Raw genomic sequence first — 15,398 nt, 5'->3', positions numbered from 1 at the left:
GCTTCCGCGCCGGAGGCGTCACGCCTCCTTGGTGAGGTTCGGCGGGCCGCCCGCCGTCTCGACCGGCGGGGCGTCGGCCACGGTGACCTTCTCCTCGCCGCGGAAGGTGAACTTCGCCGACTCGCCCTCGCCCTCGACGTCCACGACGACGATGTGGCCGGGGCGCAGCTCGCCGAAGAGGATCTTCTCGGACAGCGAGTCCTCGATCTCCCGCTGGATGGTGCGGCGCAGCGGCCGGGCGCCGAGCACCGGGTCGTAGCCCCGCTTGGAGAGCAGGACCTTCGCCTCGGTGGACAGCTCGATGCCCATGTCCCGGTCCTTCAGCCGCTCGTCCACCCGGCCGATCATCAGGTCGACGATCTGCAGGATGTCCTCCTGGCTGAGCTGCGGGAAGACGATCACGTCGTCCACGCGGTTGAGGAACTCGGGCCGGAAGTGCTGCTTCAGCTCGTCGCTGACCTTGGCCTTCATCCGGTCGTACCCGGACTTGGTGTCGCCCTGGGCGGCGAAGCCCAGGTTGAAGCCCTTGGAGATGTCCCGGGTGCCGAGGTTGGTGGTCATGATGATCACCGTGTTCTTGAAGTCCACGACCCGGCCCTGGGAGTCGGTCAGGCGGCCGTCCTCCAGGATCTGCAGCAGGCTGTTGAAGATGTCCGGGTGGGCCTTCTCGACCTCGTCGAAGAGCACCACGGAGAACGGCTTGCGGCGCACCTTCTCGGTGAGCTGGCCGCCCTCCTCGTACCCGACGTATCCGGGCGGGGAGCCGAAGAGCCGCGAGACGGTGTGCTTCTCGCTGAACTCCGACATGTCCAGGGAGATCAGCGCGTCCTCGTCGCCGAAGAGGAACTCCGCGAGCGCCTTGGACAGCTCGGTCTTACCGACGCCGGACGGGCCGGCGAAGATGAACGAGCCGCCGGGACGCTTGGGGTCCTTCAGGCCGGCGCGGGTGCGGCGGATCGCCTTGGAGAGCGCCTGGACGGCGTCCTTCTGGCCGATGACGCGCTTGTGGAGCTCGTCCTCCATGCGCAGCAGCCGGGAGGACTCCTCCTCGGTGAGCTTGAAGACCGGGATGCCGGTGGCGGTGGCGAGGACCTCGGCGATCAGCTCGCCGTCGACCTCGGCGACGACGTCCATGTCGCCGGCCTTCCACTCCTTCTCCCGCTTGGCCTTCGCCGCGAGCAGCTGCTTCTCGTTGTCCCGCAGGGAGGCGGCCTTCTCGAAGTCCTGCGAGTCGATCGCGGACTCCTTCTCGCGGCGCACGTCGGCGATCTTCTCGTCGAACTCGCGCAGGTCCGGCGGCGCGGTCATGCGGCGGATGCGCATCCGCGAGCCGGCCTCGTCGATGAGGTCGATCGCCTTGTCCGGCAGGAACCGGTCGGAGATGTAGCGGTCGGCCAGGGTGGCCGCCTGGACCAACGCCTCGTCGGTGATGGAGACCCGGTGGTGGGCCTCGTACCGGTCGCGCAGGCCCTTGAGGATCTCGATGGTGTGCGGCAGCGACGGCTCGGCGACCTGGATGGGCTGGAAGCGGCGCTCCAGCGCGGCGTCCTTCTCCAGGTACTTGCGGTACTCGTCGAGCGTCGTGGCGCCGATGGTCTGCAGCTCGCCGCGGGCCAGCATCGGCTTGAGGATGGAGGCCGCGTCGATCGCGCCCTCGGCGGCGCCGGCGCCGACCAGGGTGTGCAGCTCGTCGATGAACAGGATGATGTCGCCGCGGGTGCGGATCTCCTTCAGGACCTTCTTCAGCCGCTCCTCGAAGTCACCGCGGTACCGCGAGCCGGCCACCAGGGCGCCCAGGTCCAGGGTGTAGAGCTGCTTGTCCTTCAGGGTCTCGGGCACCTCGCCCTTGACGATCGCCTGGGCGAGGCCCTCCACGACGGCGGTCTTGCCGACGCCGGGCTCGCCGATCAGGACGGGGTTGTTCTTGGTGCGGCGGGACAGCACCTGCATGACCCGCTCGATCTCCTTCTCGCGCCCGATCACCGGGTCGAGCTTGGTCTCACGAGCGGCCTGGGTGAGGTTGCGGCCGAACTGGTCCAGCACGAGCGAGGTCGAGGGGGTGCCCTCGGCCGGCCCGCCGGCCGTGGCCGACTCCTTCCCGCCGGAGTAGCCGGACAGCAGCTGGATGACCTGCTGCCGGACGCGGTTGAGATCGGCGCCCAGCTTCACCAGGACCTGGGCGGCGACGCCCTCGCCCTCGCGGATCAGGCCGAGCAGGATGTGCTCGGTGCCGATGTAGTTGTGGCCGAGCTGAAGGGCTTCGCGGAGCGACAGCTCCAGGACCTTCTTGGCACGCGGGGTGAAGGGGATGTGGCCGGACGGGGCCTGCTGCCCCTGGCCGATGATCTCCTCCACCTGCTGGCGGACCGCCTCAAGAGAAATCCCGAGGCTCTCCAGGGCCTTAGCGGCGACACCCTCACCCTCGTGGATCAGGCCCAGGAGGATGTGCTCGGTGCCGATGTAGTTGTGGTTGAGCATCCGGGCTTCTTCCTGAGCCAGGACGACAACCCGCCGCGCGCGGTCGGTGAACCTCTCGAACATCGTTAATCGCTCCTCAGAGCGGTCGGGCAGTGAGGGGTCGGTCCCCTCCCTGTCCTACCGCATGCTAGTCCCGCACAGCGGCGCCGCTCACGAATCACCCCCGCTCGCACGGGGAAAGCTGCGCTACCGGCTGACGTCACTCCCACAACCTCGATGGTGCGAGACGATGTTCCCGCAGGCCAGGCGAATACCCCGGGAACCACTACGCCCGTGGCGAACGCCCGCCCCACCTGCTCGAACACCAGCCCTTCTCACTAGGTACTTCTTACCCTCAGCCGCCGGTAATCCACACTGCGGGGCCGTTTCCAGTGCGCTACGGGCGAACAAACGGGCGCGCCGCGGGCGGAACCTTTCCGCCACGCTGTGCGTTCGGGCGGGGGCGGTGCGTAACCCTTGCCGCGGGCCGCAGTTGCTCAGGTATGGGCTGGTACGAGCACGAACTCGGGTGGCCGGTGACCGGGAGTCCCCCGGAGCTGGTCACGGGGGTGCGCTTCGACGCGCTGGACGTCCCCGCGCAGGCGGGCTTCGCGATGCTGAGCCGGTTCCCCGCGCCGGGGATGCTGGGGCCGGTGGCGCTGGACGGCCGCCGGGTCAGGCTGCTGGTGGCGGCCGGCACCGCGGAGGAGCTGCCGGGGCTGCTGGAGTGGCTGGAGTGGGGCGGCATCGCGCTGGACCTGGCCTGCCTGGGCGCCGGGCAGCGGATGCGGGCCCCCGCCCACCCCGAGTGGGGCCGCCGGGAGGCCGCGTACGACCGGACGGCGCCGGTGTGGCTGCGGCCTCCCCGGGCGGGACTCGACGTGGAGTCCACCGTGCCCGCGCTGCGTGTCGCGGACCTGGCGGGCGGGGCGGGCGGATCTGACGGGCGGCACGGGCGGGGCGGGCCGGCCGAGGCCGGCGCGCCGGGCGGATCCGCTGCCGTCGGTCTCACGGCACTGGTGGCCGCCCTGGCGACGGCCTGCCATCGGATCGCGCTGCGCTCCCGCGTCCAGGATCAGCCGTGGGCCTTCTCGTACGCCTCACGGATGGTCGCGGGCACCCGGCCGCGGTCGTTGACCTCGTAGCCCTTCTCCTTGGCCCACGCCCGGATCTTGGCGGTGTCCTGCCCGGAGGCGCCGCCACTGCTGCGGACGGCCTTGGTGCGGCCCCGCCCGGCCCGGCCGCCGGTGCGCCGGCCACTGTCCGTGTACGGGGTGAGCAGCCCGCGCAGCTTGTCGGCATTCTCCGTCGTGAGGTCGATCTCGTACGTCACACCGTCAAGTGCGAACGTCACGGTCTCGTCCGCCTCGCCGCCGTCGAGGTCGTCAACAAGAAGGACCTGTACCTTCTGTGCCACCGGCTTCCCTTTCATCGAAAACGGATTAACGGTAAAAGCAAAGCGCCTTTCCGCGGAAAACACAAACCCCTTGCGCGAACAGGGCGCCGCGAGGTAGCGCGATCCGGACAAACCGGAACACCTCAGAGTTGCAGCAGCATGCGACTGTTGCCCAAGGTGTTGGGTTTCACCCGCTCCAGGTCGAGGAACTCCGCCACGCCCTCGTCATTGGAGCGCAGCAGCTCGCCGAAGACATCGCCGTCCACCGGGGTCTCGCCAATCTCGACGAAGCCGTGCTTGGCGAAGAAGTCCACTTCGAAGGTCAGGCAGAAAATACGCCGCACGCCGAGCCAGCGCGCGGTGTGCAGCAACTTCGCCAGCACCCCGTGCCCGACCCCCCGGCCGCGCAGCCGCGGGTCCACCGCCAGCGTCCTGACCTCGGCCAGGTCCTCCCACATCACGTGCAGTGCGCCGCAGGCCACCACCTCGGCGTCCTGGTCCCGCTCGGCCACCCAGAACTCCTGGATGTCCTCATAAAGCGTCACGGTGGCCTTGTCGAGCAGGATGCCGTCGCGGACATAGGAGTCCAGCAGGGCGCGCAGGGCCGGAACGTCGGCGGTACGGGCGCGCCGGATGGTCACGTCATTAGCCGGGTTCGGCGCGCCGGCGCGGTTCTGCGGCTTGCGCGGGTTCTGCGGGTTCGGCGGGTTCGACAGGGAGGCCATGGGCGGACGCTATCGCCCTTGCGGTTCCGGAGGGTCGGAGGGGTCCGGGTCGCCGGACTGGATGATGCGCATTGCGTCGCGGAGCGCCTCGCGCTGTTCCGGGGACATCATGCCGAAGAAGTGGACGAGGGCCGCGGCGGGGTTGTCGCTCGCGGCCCAGGCTTCGTTCATCAGTGCGGCCGAGTACGCCGCTCTCGTCGATACCGCCTCATAGCGATATGCGCGGCCTTCGGAGGTCCGGCGCAGCCAGCCCTTCTGGCGCAGGTTGTCCATTACGGTCATCACCGTTGTGTAGGCGATGGAACGGTCCCGGGTCAGGTCCTCCAGGACCTCACGAACGGTGACCGGGCGGTTCCACTCCCACACGCGCGTCATGACCGCGTCTTCGAGGTCTCCCAGTGGTCGCGGCACACCGGAAATACTACGGGCCGATGAGACGAAATGCCCGACTTGTTACTCGGCGGTTCGCTGCTGCCGCTCGGCCGCCTCGGCGCGGGCGAACGCGGCGTCGACCGCGGCGTCCTCCTTGGCCTTGTTGGCGCCGCCCTGGTTCTTGATGATCGTGACGACCAGGCCGATGAAGAAGACCGCCATCACCAGCGGGGGCACGATCGCGGAGAGGTAGTTCATGCCTCCAGCGTAGCCAGCCCTGCCCGGGGCCTTTTGCGCGCCCTCGGTTGTCCCCGGCGCGCGGCCCCGCCAGACTCGTCCGGGCACACACCGAAGAGGCGCGACGCCACGGGGGCGGACATGACCGACCATCTCAAGGTGTCCACGACCGACCTGGCCGACGTGGGCCGGTCGCTGGGCACGCTCAAGGACGAGTTCGAGCACTCCAGCACCATCGTCGACTCCTTCCACGAGTTCATAGGCTCCGGCGAACTCGCCGACGCGCTCGGCGACTTCGCCGGCGACTGGTCGAAGAAGCGCGAGGAGCTGTGCGGCCTGCTGGAGGAGCTGGGCAAGGTCGCCGACACGGCGGCGAAGACCTACGACGGGGTCGACGCCCACCTGGCCGACGCGCTGCTGAAGGCGGACACATGACCGACCTGACGCATCTGGACTGGGACACCGCCCGCTACGACGACCACGACCTGGTGCCCGGCGAACCGTACGAGGTCGCCGTCCTCGGCCGGCAGCTGAGGAACACCGCCGAGATGATCCGCACCCAGGCCGGCAACCTGCGCAACCTGGTGGACGGCAGCGGCTGGGACTCCCCGGCCGGCCGCAAGTTCCAGGAGAAGGCCGGCGACGCCGCCGACAAGCTGGCCAAGGCGCACACCCGCTACCAGGCCGCCGCCGACGCGCTCGGCGACCGCACCGGCCTGGACCCCGAGCACGACTGGGCCAACGCCCTGGACCACGCCCAGACGATGGCCCGCGACGCCCTGGCCAAGGGCAAGAAGGCGTACGACGAGAGCCGCTCGTACGGCGCCTCGATCAGCCGGCTGGACAAGGACGACACCAGCCCGGCCGCGGTCCGCATGCACGACCAGAAGAACCTCGCGGACACCGACCTGCTCCAGGCCCGGCACGACCTCCAGGCCGCGCTGGACTTCCGCGACCACCACGCCCACAAGGCGGCCACCGCGATCCGCGACGCCATCGACCACGACGGCCTGAAGGACCCCGAGCACCACTGGTGGGACAGCGTGCTGGACGTGGTCGCCAAGGTGGGGCACTGGGCCGGCGTCGCCGCCGCCTTCCTCGGCGTCGCGGCGCTCCTGCTCAGCTGGGTGCCGGTGCTCGGCGAGGTCCTCGGCGCGCTCGCCCTGATCGCCTCGGTGGTCGCCCTGGTCTGCGACACCGTCTCCGCGCTCGACGGCCGCGGCACCTGGCTGGACGTGGCGATCGACGCGGTCGGCGTGCTCTCCTTCGGCGCCGGGCGGCTGATCGGCACCGCCGCCAAGGAGGCCACGGTCGCCGCCCGCGCCTCCTCCGCGCTCAAGGACTTCCAGGCGCTGCGCGAGATCGGCGTGGAGGGCGGCAAGGCGTGGGACATCGTCGAGGGCATGGGCGGCCTGCGCGAGGCCGGCGTCGCCAAGGCGCTGGACTTCGCGCCCTCCAAGCTCCTGCCCGACCTGAAGTCCGTGGTCAAGGCGTCGGTCAACCCCAAGCTGTACCTCCAGGACATCGGCGACGCGGTCAAGGAGTGGCCCGGCCTCAAGGCCGCGCTCAACCCGGCGAACGCGGTCGACGCGGTCAAGGGGTTCGTCGACCCGATGCGGGCGGTCAGCTCCACCACGTTCAAGACGATGGCGCTCGGGGGGCGCGCGCTCTTCACCGCGAGCCAGACCCTGCCGCTGGTCGCCGGCTGGTCCAACCTGGGGCCCACCTCGCCCACGGAGTCCGGCGCGACGGCCCCCAACCTCTTCGAGCGGCTCAAGGAGATCCCCGGCGTCGGGGCGAACGGCGTCCCCTTCTACAACTGGCACTGGACGCCTGCGGCGAGCTGACCCCCCCGGCCGCGCCGTGCCCCGGTCCCATCATCGCTGTCCGACTCGCCGTCGTGGCTTGTCGCGCAGTTCCCCGCGCCCCTGAATACGCAGCCCGCAGCGCAGATGCGGCCGGAGGGGGCGGTCCGGCCGCGCACCCGGCCAGGCCAACGCCCGGCGCACCCGTACGACCCCGAGAGGCCCACATGTCCCCGGAGGAACCGCCCGTCGAGGAGCTGCTCGACCGGCTGCCCGCCCGCTCCCGCGCCGCGCTGGAAGCGTCCGGCTTCGACCTCCCCCGCCTCCGCACCCTCGCCGCCACCGACCCCGGCGCCCGCCAAGTCCGTCACATCATCGCCGAGTTCGGCGGCGGCAAAGCCGCCCCCGCCCCGCTCGCCGACACCCGCCCCCGCCTCACCGCCCACTGGCTGCTCCTCGTCCTGGGCGCCGCCGTCTGCACCGCCACGATCGTCGCCTGCGACGTCCTGGTCGGGCGCCCGCTCGGCCTGCTGGTCGCCGCGGCCGGCTGGATCGGCCTGCTGGCGCTGCTGCTCACCGGACCGGTCAGCCGCCGCCGGACGCTGGTCGTGGCGCTCGCCGCGGCCGCGGGCGCGACGCTGCTGGGCACCGCGGTGCTGCAGGCCCCGCGGTGGTACCTCGCCGTACGCGGCCGGCAGGCGACCGCGACCGTCGAGGAGCCGTACCGCACCTGGTCGCACGGCGCACGCGTCGCGTACTGCCGGGTGCGGCTGCCGGACGGCCGGGTGCGCCGGGTGGACCGGGACGACGGGCGGTGTACGACGCAGGCCGGCACGCCGGCGCGGTGGTGTACGACCCGGCCGACCGCGTCGCGCCGGTGCTGGGCGGCCGCTCGGGGCTGGGCGGCGCCGGCGCCGCGGTGGCCGGCGCCGCGGGCCTGGTGCTGCTGGGCGCGGCGGTCGCCGCGGTGGCCGGGGGCGAGGCCACGATGCGAGAACGACGAAAGGACGAGCGATGACCACGGGCGGGACGCCCCAGGAGCTGGCCGCGGCGAGACAGACGCCCACCCCACGCACCCCGACGGTGCTGCCGACGAGCGCGCCGCCGTCGGACTACCGGCTCGCCGTGCCGGACGGCTGGGAGCGCATCCTGCTGGACCCGGCGCGGTGGCCGCGGCGGATCGACGCGGTCGTGGCGGCCGGCTTCCGGGGCGTGGACGACAAGCCGCATCTGCGGCACGCGATGGCCGAGGAGCTGAAGGACCGGGCGGCGGCCGCGCACGCGAACGGCGGCGTGGAGATGTACCTGTCACTGGCCAAGGTGGCCGGCGTGCCGCTGCCGGCCGGCCTGGTGGTGACGGTGGTGGCGCCCGAGCCGGGCGGCGGCCCGCTGCCGGAGCTGGAGCAGATCGGCGTGGCGCGCGGCGCCGAGGGCGCCGACGTGCGCATGGTGGACCTGCCGGCCGGCCCCGCGCTGCGGCACCGCTACCGTGAGACGCCGCGGGAGAACGACCCCACGGGCAACAAACTGCCCGTGACCCACCTCGACTTCGAGATCGCGATCCCGAACAGCCCGCTGCACCTGCTGCTGTCGTTCTCCACCTCGATGGAGCCGCTGGCGGACGTGCTGGTGGAGCTGTTCGACACGATCGCCACGACCCTGCAGTGGATGGCGTGATGGCGAGCTGGACCGACGACTGGAACGTGCGCTACGGCAGGCCGCGCGGCAGCATCGAACTGCCGGTGCGCGAGCGCTTCGACGTCAGGAAGTGGGCGAAGGAGATCGCCCGCGGCGTGCTGGCCCCGGGGGCGCCGAAGGAGCAGGTGGCGGCGCTGGCCGACGCGCTGGCCGAGGCGACGCTCGACTCGCGGCGGCGCGACCCGGTCAGCGCGGTCTTCTTCTGCCCGGACCCGGCGCTCGGCGAGCTGGCCAGGATCGAGGTCTCCGACTACGTCCCGGACGGCGCGTACCCCGAGATCACGCTGCCGATGATGGCCGAGTGGCTCTCCTCCCCCACCCGGCAGTCGGTGCGCCCGGCCGAGGTCACCTACGTCGACCTGCCGATCGGCCCCGCCGTCCAGGTGCGCCACCAGTACGTGGCGGCGGGCCCCGGCGGGCCGGGCGCGTCGGCCGTCCCGCAGGGCGGCGGCGCCGGGAACGGCGAGACCGACAGGGACGGCGGGAACGGCGAGAACGCCGGGAACGGCGGGGACGCCGGGAACGGCGGGAACGGCGGGGACGCCGGGAACGGCGGGGACGGCGACGAGGGCCTCGGCAGGATCGTGCAGACCTGCGCGTACGCCGCCCGGCCGCCGGAGATCGGCGCGGTCGTGCTGCTGATGGCCAGCTGGCAGGCGCTGGCCTACTCCGACCAGCTGTTCGACCTCACCGCCCGGATCGCGCAGATGCTGCGGCTCGAACGCAAGTGAGCCGCCCGCGGCGTCGGACGGCCACGGGCGGCGCGGGCGGGAGCGGGGACGAGCGGACGGCGGTCGGCCGTGGGCTCCGGAGAGCCACGGTCAGGCGCTGCGGGCCTGGTCGGGCTTGGGGTGGCGGCGGTTGGGCGGCCAGATCTCCGCGGGGGTGGGGGTGCGGCGGCCGGGCGCCGGGGGCGCGGGCGTGGCCGGGGCGGCGGGCCGCCCGGGCCGCTGGTCCGGCTCGCCAGGCCTTGTCCGCGGGCTCGGGGGACGGCGCGGGGGCGGGCTCGTCGGCGAGCGCGGGAAGGGTGAGCAGTCGGCGCGGCGCGGGCATGTGGGCCTCCAGGCGCAGTCGGACGTCGTTCTCCGCGAGGGTCTCGCAGTGGTGCAGCAGGGCGGTGCGACGCAGGTGCTCGGGGGCGGCGCAGGACTGGGCGCGCAGCCGGCGCAGCGCCGCCAGGTCGTCGGCGCCCGGCACGTAGCCGCCGGCCAGCGCGGTGGTCAGCCGCTCCAGGTAGCCGGCCGCGGCGCCCGGCAGCGCCTCGCGGTAGCGGCGCAGCTCGGCCAGCGCGAAGGTGCGCAGCCTGCCGCCTTCCGCCGCGGCCTCGTCGACGGCTTTGGCCAGCCGCAGGTAGTCCTGGACGTACTCCGCCGGGCGGGGCACGAGGGCGGGCGCGAGGCCGCCGCGGCTGGGGTGCAGCACCTCGGCCAGCGCGCGCCGCAGCACGCGCAGTTCCTCGGCGCTGAACGCCATGCCGCCTCGGGTTCCGTGTGGCGTGGGCATGGATGGACTTTAAGTGCTAAGCGGACAAACTTCGCGCAATAGCCCATTCGCGGTGCGTCGACCGGGCGCGAGGTCCCCCGGCCGGCGCCCGCCGTCCTGCCCGCCGCGTCACGCCCTCCTGCGGCGGGCCGCCACGATCGCCGTGGCCGCGCCGCCGGCCAGCAGCGCCGCCGCGCCGAGGCCCGCGAGCAGCGTCGTGCCGCCCGCGCCGGTGGCGGCCAGGCGCCCGCCGGACGGCTGCGTGCCGCCGGAGGCCGTGCCCGCGGACGTGCCCCCGGACGCGGGCCCGCCGCCCGTGGCGATGCCGCCGGACGCGGACGCCGCGCCCCCGCTCGCACCGGCCGAGGCGGAGCCCGACGCCGAGCCCGCCGTGGACCCCGCCGTGGACCCCGCCGAGCCCCCCGACGTCGCGCCGCCCGTGCCGCCGGCGACGTCCACGGTGATCGGCGCGACGTCGTCCGCCGGGTGCGTGTCGTGGATGGAGTACTTGGTCGGCGGGACCACCTTCACCTGGCCGACCGCTCCCCGCACCGCCCGGTCGATGCGGATCTGGAAGCGGAACTGCCACACCGCGCCCACCTCCAGCGGTATCAGGATCTTGCAGTGGTAGACCGGCGCGTTCTTGCCCGGCGAGCACATCCACTCCTGCGACTCGCCGTCCGGGTCGGGCTCGAAGACCGACAGCACGGTGACGCCCTTGGGCATCGTCACGTCGAAGCCGCCGCCCGGGTTCTCACCGATGAAGTCGAAGCCGCCGGGCCCGGCGTTGCGCACGCCGAGCGGGAGCATCACGACGTCGCCCGGCTTGCCCTTGATCGCACCGCCGACCGCCTGGAAGTCCGCCTCCTCGTCGGAGAGGATGCCGAAGCCCCCGGTGGGCTCGGTGAGCCCGTCGGTCGTGGAGGGGGTCAGGCCGAGTACGGGCCCGGTGCCGGTCAGCGGGTAGCCGGGCCCCGCCACCGGGTCCAGCAGGTCCACGCTGTCCTGCGTGTCGGTCGGGAACATCAGATACGACACCGTGCTGATCATCGACCTCTCGGTGGTGATGTAGGACAGCTGCCGGTCGAGCGTGTACGCGGTGCCCGGTGCGATGTCCTGGTCGAACTGGCACCAGAAGGCGCCGCTGCGGTCCGCCGAGTAGTGGCAGTTGCTGTAGCGCGGGCCGCCCAGCTCCAGCGAGCTGGAGCCGTCGAAGAGCACCTGGAAGCCGTGCGTCGTGGTGACCTCGCCGGTGTTGCCGAAGATCGGCGTGAAGGAGGCCACGCCTCCCGGCGGCAGGTCCTTGACCTGCGGGAGCTTCTGCGTCACGAGGTGCGGGAGGCCGATCACGGCGTGCATCACCCGGGTGGCGGACGGCGCGTCGGAGGCGGTCGCGGTCAGCGTGATGTCGGCGGCGAAGCCGATCGGCGCGGACGCCAGCGGGGTGATGGTCAGCGGCAGGGTCAACGAGTCCAGGCCGTTGACGTCGCCGCGGTCGCAGGTGACGACGAGCCCGTCCGTACCGCCGGCGGTGCAGCCGTAGCCCAGGTCGCCGACGGTGACCTTGCCGGCCAGCGCGGAGACGTCGATGGCGATCTTGACGTCGTGGACGGGGACGTTGTCGCCTTGGCCGCTGGTGGCGACGAACTCGAACTGGAAGCGGTGGTCCCCGCCGGGGGCGCTGTTCGCGGTCGGTATGTAGTACCGGTCGGCGGCCCGGAAGCGCATCGAGGCCCCGTCCGCCCGCGCCGGCGCCGCGGTGGCCGACAGCCCCACTCCGGCCAGCAGTCCGGCCGCGGCGAGCAGCACCGCGACCCGCCGCGACCGCCGCCCGGCCCGTGGCTCGGACGCCTCGCGCGCCGCGCGTGCCTCGCGCGCCGGTCCGGAGCGCTCGGCGCCGCGTCCCGTCCCGCGCCCGGCCCGCGCGGTGCCCGGCCACCACCTCGTCACGCTCGTCACGACGCGTCCGCGTTTCCCGCCGTCCGCGTCATCGCGCTGCCTCGCCGTCCGCGTCATTCCTGCGCCCCCTGTCGTTCCGGTGGTTGTTCCGGTGGTGTCCCGGCCGTTCCGATGGCTGAAGTCGTTCGGGTCGTTCGGGCCGTTCGGGTCGTTCGAGTGCTTGGGCGTCGTGGCCGTCCCGGCCGTCCCGGTGGTCGCGCCGTGCCGGTCGGGCGGCGCTCAGGCGGTGGGCGCGCCCCGGGAGCCGCGCCGCCCGCGCCGGACGGCCACCGTCGCCGCCGCGCCCGCCGCCAGGGCCAGCGCGGCAGCCCCCGCGGCGGCCGGGACGCCGCCCGCGCCGGTGGCGGCGAGGGTGTCCGGGCCGGCGGCCGAGGCCGTGGCGCCGCCCGCGGTCCCGGGCGCGTTCCCGTTGCCGCCGCCCGCCGCAGCGCCGCCGGAGGTCGCGCCCCGCGTGCCGCTCGCGCCGCCCGTACCGCCCGCGCCGCCCGTACCGCTGGTACCGCTCGTACCGCTCGTCCCGCCGGCGGAGGCACCCGCCGTAACGGCCGGGGCGTCGGTGATGTCCGTCGTCACGGTCGCGGTGTCGTTCGCCGGATTCGGGTCGACGGCCGGGGAGGGACGGACCGTGACGGAGCCGATCGCGCCCGGGACCTTGCGGTCGACGCGCACCCACAGCACCGTCCCGAACGGCGCGGGGCCGAACCCGCAGTCCGCGGCCCGGCCGCCCGCGATCGCCGTGCAGATCGCGGCCTCTCCCTGGTCGTCGGCGACCAGGGCGGTCACCCCGGGCGGCATGACCACGCGCCACGTCGTCCTGTCGTACTCCGCGGTCCCGTGGATGATCGTCACGGTCGGCTCCGGCACGTGGACCTCGATCCACGACTGGCCGACCGTGCCCGTGACGACGAACGGCGTGGCGGCGTAGTCCGCCGTGAAGCCGTCGCCGGAGCCGGGCGGGTCCGTCGCCCTGCCGGAGGTCCCGGTGGGGGAAGGCGTCGCGGAGGCGGTCCGCGTCTGGGAAGCAGGGGAGGAAGCAGAGGGGGAAGCCGCGGCGGAAGCCGTCGCGGCAGGCGTTCCGGCCGCCGGCGACGACGGCACGGGCCCGGAGTCCGCACGGGCCTGGGCGCCCGGCCCGAGCACGCACAGTGCCGCCGCGGCCACCGCCACCGCCGTCCCCGCGGGCCCCGGCGCGCCCGCGCGCGTCCGTCCCGATCCGCCCGTCCGCGCCGCGCGCCCCGACCGCCGCATCGCCCGCTCCCCCTCACGGTTCCCGGCGTCGCGCCGGACCGTCCCGTGCCCAAGAAGACACCGGGGCGCGGGCATTGGTTGTACGGGGTGTTCCGCCCGGCGGCGCCGGGCGTTGGTCAGGAGTTCACACGGCCGACACGCCGGCACATCCGGCCGCCGCACCGGCTCACACGGCCGACACGCCGGCTCACGTCGTCGACACGTTGCGTTCGTAGACCAAGCGCAGGCCGATCAGCGTGAGCCAGGGCTCGTGCTCGTCGATCAGGGACGCCTCGCCGATCACCAGCGGGGCCAGACCGCCGGTGGCGATGACGGTGACGTCGTCCGGGTCGTCGGCCAGCTCGCGGGCCATCCGCTCGGCGATCCCGTCGGCCTGGCCCGCGAAGCCGTACAGGATGCCGGACTGCATCGCCTCGATGGTGTTCTTGCCGATGACGCTGCGCGGCCGGGCGAGTTCGATCTTGCGCAGCTGGGCGCCGCGCATGCCGAGGGCGTCGACCGAGATCTCGATGCCGGGGGCGATGGCGCCGCCCACGTACTCGCCGCGCGCGGAGACCGCGTCGAAGGTGGTGGCGGTGCCGAAGTCGACGACGATGCAGGGGCCGCCGTACAGGTGCACCGCGGCGAGCGAGTTGATGATCCGGTCGGAGCCGACCTCCTTGGGGTGGTCGACCAGGATCGGCACGCCGGTCTTGATGCCGGGCTCGACCAGCACCGAGGGCACGTCGCCGTAGTAGCGCCGGGTGACCTCGCGCAGCTCGTGCAGCACCGACGGCACGGTGGAGCAGATGGCGATGCCGTCGATGCCGTCGCCCAGGTCGCCGAGCAGCGGGTGCATGCCCATCAGGCCCTGGAGCAGCACCGCCAGCTCGTCCGCGGTGCGCCGGGCGTCGGTGGAGATGCGCCAGTGCTCGACGATCTCCTCGCCGTCGAACAGCCCCAGGACGGTGTGCGTGTTGCCGACGTCGATGGTCAGGAGCATCTACGCGTCCGCCCGCAGGTCCAGGCCGATGTCGAGGATCGGGGAGGAGTGGGTGAGGGCGCCGACGGCCAGGAAGTCCACGCCGGTCTCGGCGTAGGCGCGGGCGGTGTCCAGGGTGAGCCGGCCGGAGGACTCCAGCTGCGCCCGCCCGGCCACGAGGGCGACGGCCTCGGCGGTCTCGGCCGGGGTGAAGTTGTCCAGCAGGATCAGGTCGGCGCCGGCGTCGAGCACCTCGCGCACCTGGTGCAGGGTGTCCACCTCGACCTCGATCGGCACGTCCGGGAACTCCTCGCGGACCAGCTTGAACGCCGCCGCCACGCCGCCGGCCGCGATCACGTGGTTGTCCTTGACCAGCGCCGCGTCCGACAGCGACATCCGGTGGTTGGCGCCGCCGCCGCAGCGCACCGCGTACTTCTCCAGGGCGCGCAGGCCCGGGGTGGTCTTGCGGGTGTCGCGGACCTGGGCGCCGGTGCCCTCCAGGACGTCGGCCCAGGCGCGGGTGGCGGTCGCCACGCCGGACAGCCGGCACAGCAGGTTGAGCGCGCTGCGCTCGGCGGTCAGCAGGTCACGGGTGCGGGTGCGCACGGTCAGCAGCTTCTGCCCGGCCTCGACCCGGTCGCCGTCCTCGACGTGCCGCTCGACCTCGAACTCGTCGGTGCACACCACCGACAGCACCGCCTCGGCGATCCGCAGGCCCGCGACCGTGCCGGCCTCGCGCGCGGTGAAGTCGCCGGTGGAGAAGGCGTCCTCGGGCACGGTGGCGACGGTGGTGACGTCCACGCCCTGGTCGAGGTCCTCCTCGATCGCCATGTGGGCGATGTCCTCGACCTGGACGGGGTCGAGGCCGGCGTCGGCGAGCAGCTGTGCCAGGTCCGGGTCGAGGCCGCACTCCAGCGGGTCCAGGCCGTAGCCGCCGTGCTCGTGCTCGTCGTAGGCGTCGCCGACCCCGCAGGCGCAGCCGTCGCCGCAGCCGCCCACGTCGGCCTGGAGGGAGGGCGGGCCGAGCGTCGGCAGCGGCAGGGCGACCAGCTGGGGGC

Annotated in this window: 17 protein-coding genes; 6 read left to right on the top strand and 11 right to left on the bottom strand. The window is 73.3% G+C overall.

What is annotated here, in order from left to right; genetic code table 11:
- Window positions 1-18: 18 nt before the first annotated feature.
- Entirely contained in the window at window positions 19-2,541 is a 2,523-nt protein-coding gene (locus VSR01_RS22845) for an ATP-dependent Clp protease ATP-binding subunit (RefSeq protein WP_326451032.1), read from the bottom strand.
- A gap of 419 nt (window positions 2,542-2,960) precedes the next feature.
- Between VSR01_RS22845 and VSR01_RS22840 the strand changes: the two genes are divergently transcribed.
- Window positions 2,961-3,602, top strand: a complete 642-nt coding sequence (locus tag VSR01_RS22840) for an SCO3374 family protein (protein ID WP_326451031.1) — start codon at window positions 2,961-2,963, stop codon at window positions 3,600-3,602.
- On the opposite strand, the gene VSR01_RS22835 is transcribed toward VSR01_RS22840, so the two are convergent.
- From VSR01_RS22835 to VSR01_RS22820, 4 genes are all read right to left on the bottom strand, one after another.
- The gene (locus VSR01_RS22835; protein ID WP_326451030.1) at window positions 3,533-3,874 is read right to left on the bottom strand and encodes a histone-like nucleoid-structuring protein Lsr2; all 342 of its coding nucleotides are present in this window, start codon (window positions 3,872-3,874) and stop codon (window positions 3,533-3,535) included. The genes VSR01_RS22840 and VSR01_RS22835 overlap by 70 nt on opposite strands.
- Window positions 3,875-3,996: 122 nt before the next feature.
- A complete protein-coding gene (locus VSR01_RS22830) occupies window positions 3,997-4,578 on the bottom strand; it encodes an amino-acid N-acetyltransferase (RefSeq protein ID WP_326451029.1) in 582 nt (193 codons plus the stop codon).
- 9 nt (window positions 4,579-4,587) lie between these two features.
- Window positions 4,588-4,989 (bottom strand): BlaI/MecI/CopY family transcriptional regulator, encoded by a 402-nt coding sequence (locus VSR01_RS22825; protein WP_326451028.1) that lies wholly within the window; start codon window positions 4,987-4,989, stop codon window positions 4,588-4,590.
- 42 nt (window positions 4,990-5,031) lie between these two features.
- On the bottom strand, window positions 5,032-5,208 hold the full coding sequence (locus VSR01_RS22820; RefSeq protein WP_326451027.1) for a hypothetical protein: 177 nt from the start codon (window positions 5,206-5,208) through the stop codon (window positions 5,032-5,034).
- A 120-nt stretch (window positions 5,209-5,328) separates the two neighbouring features.
- Here VSR01_RS22820 and VSR01_RS22815 point away from each other — a divergent pair, with 120 nt between their 5' ends.
- Both VSR01_RS22815 and VSR01_RS22810 read left to right on the top strand, forming a co-directional pair.
- Window positions 5,329-5,622 carry a hypothetical protein gene (locus VSR01_RS22815; RefSeq protein ID WP_326451026.1) on the top strand — a complete coding sequence of 98 codons (294 nt, stop codon included), beginning with the start codon at window positions 5,329-5,331 and terminating at the stop codon, window positions 5,620-5,622.
- The gene (locus VSR01_RS22810; RefSeq protein ID WP_326451025.1) at window positions 5,619-7,034 is read left to right on the top strand and encodes a putative T7SS-secreted protein; all 1,416 of its coding nucleotides are present in this window, start codon (window positions 5,619-5,621) and stop codon (window positions 7,032-7,034) included. The genes VSR01_RS22815 and VSR01_RS22810 overlap by 4 nt, the downstream gene beginning before the upstream one ends.
- A 325-nt stretch (window positions 7,035-7,359) precedes the next feature.
- Here VSR01_RS22810 and VSR01_RS22805 read toward each other — a convergent pair whose 3' ends face one another.
- Window positions 7,360-7,641 carry a hypothetical protein gene (locus VSR01_RS22805; protein WP_326451024.1) on the bottom strand — a complete coding sequence of 94 codons (282 nt, stop codon included), beginning with the start codon at window positions 7,639-7,641 and terminating at the stop codon, window positions 7,360-7,362.
- A gap of 165 nt (window positions 7,642-7,806) precedes the next feature.
- On the opposite strand from VSR01_RS22805, the gene VSR01_RS22800 reads away from it, so the two are divergent.
- From VSR01_RS22800 to VSR01_RS22790, 3 genes are read left to right on the top strand one after another with little or no spacing between them, the layout of a single operon-like run.
- Complete coding sequence (locus tag VSR01_RS22800; RefSeq protein ID WP_326451023.1) at window positions 7,807-8,010, top strand: hypothetical protein; 204 nt, start codon at window positions 7,807-7,809, stop codon at window positions 8,008-8,010.
- Entirely contained in the window at window positions 8,007-8,669 is a 663-nt protein-coding gene (locus tag VSR01_RS22795) for a hypothetical protein (RefSeq protein WP_326451022.1), read from the top strand. Before VSR01_RS22800 ends, VSR01_RS22795 begins: the two co-directional genes overlap by 4 nt.
- Window positions 8,669-9,421: a hypothetical protein gene (locus VSR01_RS22790; RefSeq protein WP_326451021.1), complete on the top strand. Its 753-nt coding sequence runs from the start codon at window positions 8,669-8,671 to the stop codon at window positions 9,419-9,421. Before VSR01_RS22795 ends, VSR01_RS22790 begins: the two co-directional genes overlap by 1 nt.
- Here VSR01_RS22790 and VSR01_RS22785 read toward each other — a convergent pair.
- The 5 genes from VSR01_RS22785 to nadC all read right to left on the bottom strand — a co-directional run bounded on the left by VSR01_RS22785 (window position 9,378) and on the right by nadC (window position 15,381).
- Entirely contained in the window at window positions 9,378-10,193 is an 816-nt protein-coding gene (locus VSR01_RS22785) for a hypothetical protein (RefSeq protein ID WP_326451020.1), read from the bottom strand. The two genes, VSR01_RS22790 and VSR01_RS22785, sit on opposite strands and share 44 nt — an antisense overlap.
- Window positions 10,194-10,301: 108 nt before the next feature.
- On the bottom strand, window positions 10,302-12,131 hold the full coding sequence (locus tag VSR01_RS22780) for a hypothetical protein (RefSeq protein ID WP_326451019.1): 1,830 nt from the start codon (window positions 12,129-12,131) through the stop codon (window positions 10,302-10,304).
- 219 nt (window positions 12,132-12,350) lie between these two features.
- The gene (locus tag VSR01_RS22775; protein ID WP_326451018.1) at window positions 12,351-13,292 is read right to left on the bottom strand and encodes a hypothetical protein; all 942 of its coding nucleotides are present in this window, start codon (window positions 13,290-13,292) and stop codon (window positions 12,351-12,353) included.
- Between the two features lie 274 nt (window positions 13,293-13,566).
- A complete protein-coding gene (locus VSR01_RS22770) occupies window positions 13,567-14,361 on the bottom strand; it encodes a type III pantothenate kinase (protein ID WP_326451017.1) in 795 nt (264 codons plus the stop codon).
- Window positions 14,362-15,381, bottom strand: a complete 1,020-nt coding sequence (gene nadC, locus VSR01_RS22765) for a carboxylating nicotinate-nucleotide diphosphorylase (RefSeq protein ID WP_442785700.1) — start codon at window positions 15,379-15,381, stop codon at window positions 14,362-14,364.
- Window positions 15,382-15,398: the final 17 nt, after the last annotated feature.

Origin of the sequence: Actinacidiphila sp. DG2A-62 (assembly GCF_035825295.1) — a bacterium.
Taxonomy (GTDB): Bacteria; Actinomycetota; Actinomycetes; order Streptomycetales; family Streptomycetaceae; genus Actinacidiphila.
The sequence above is the reverse complement of the archived record's forward strand: the minus strand, read 5'-3'. Positions and strand labels throughout refer to the sequence as shown.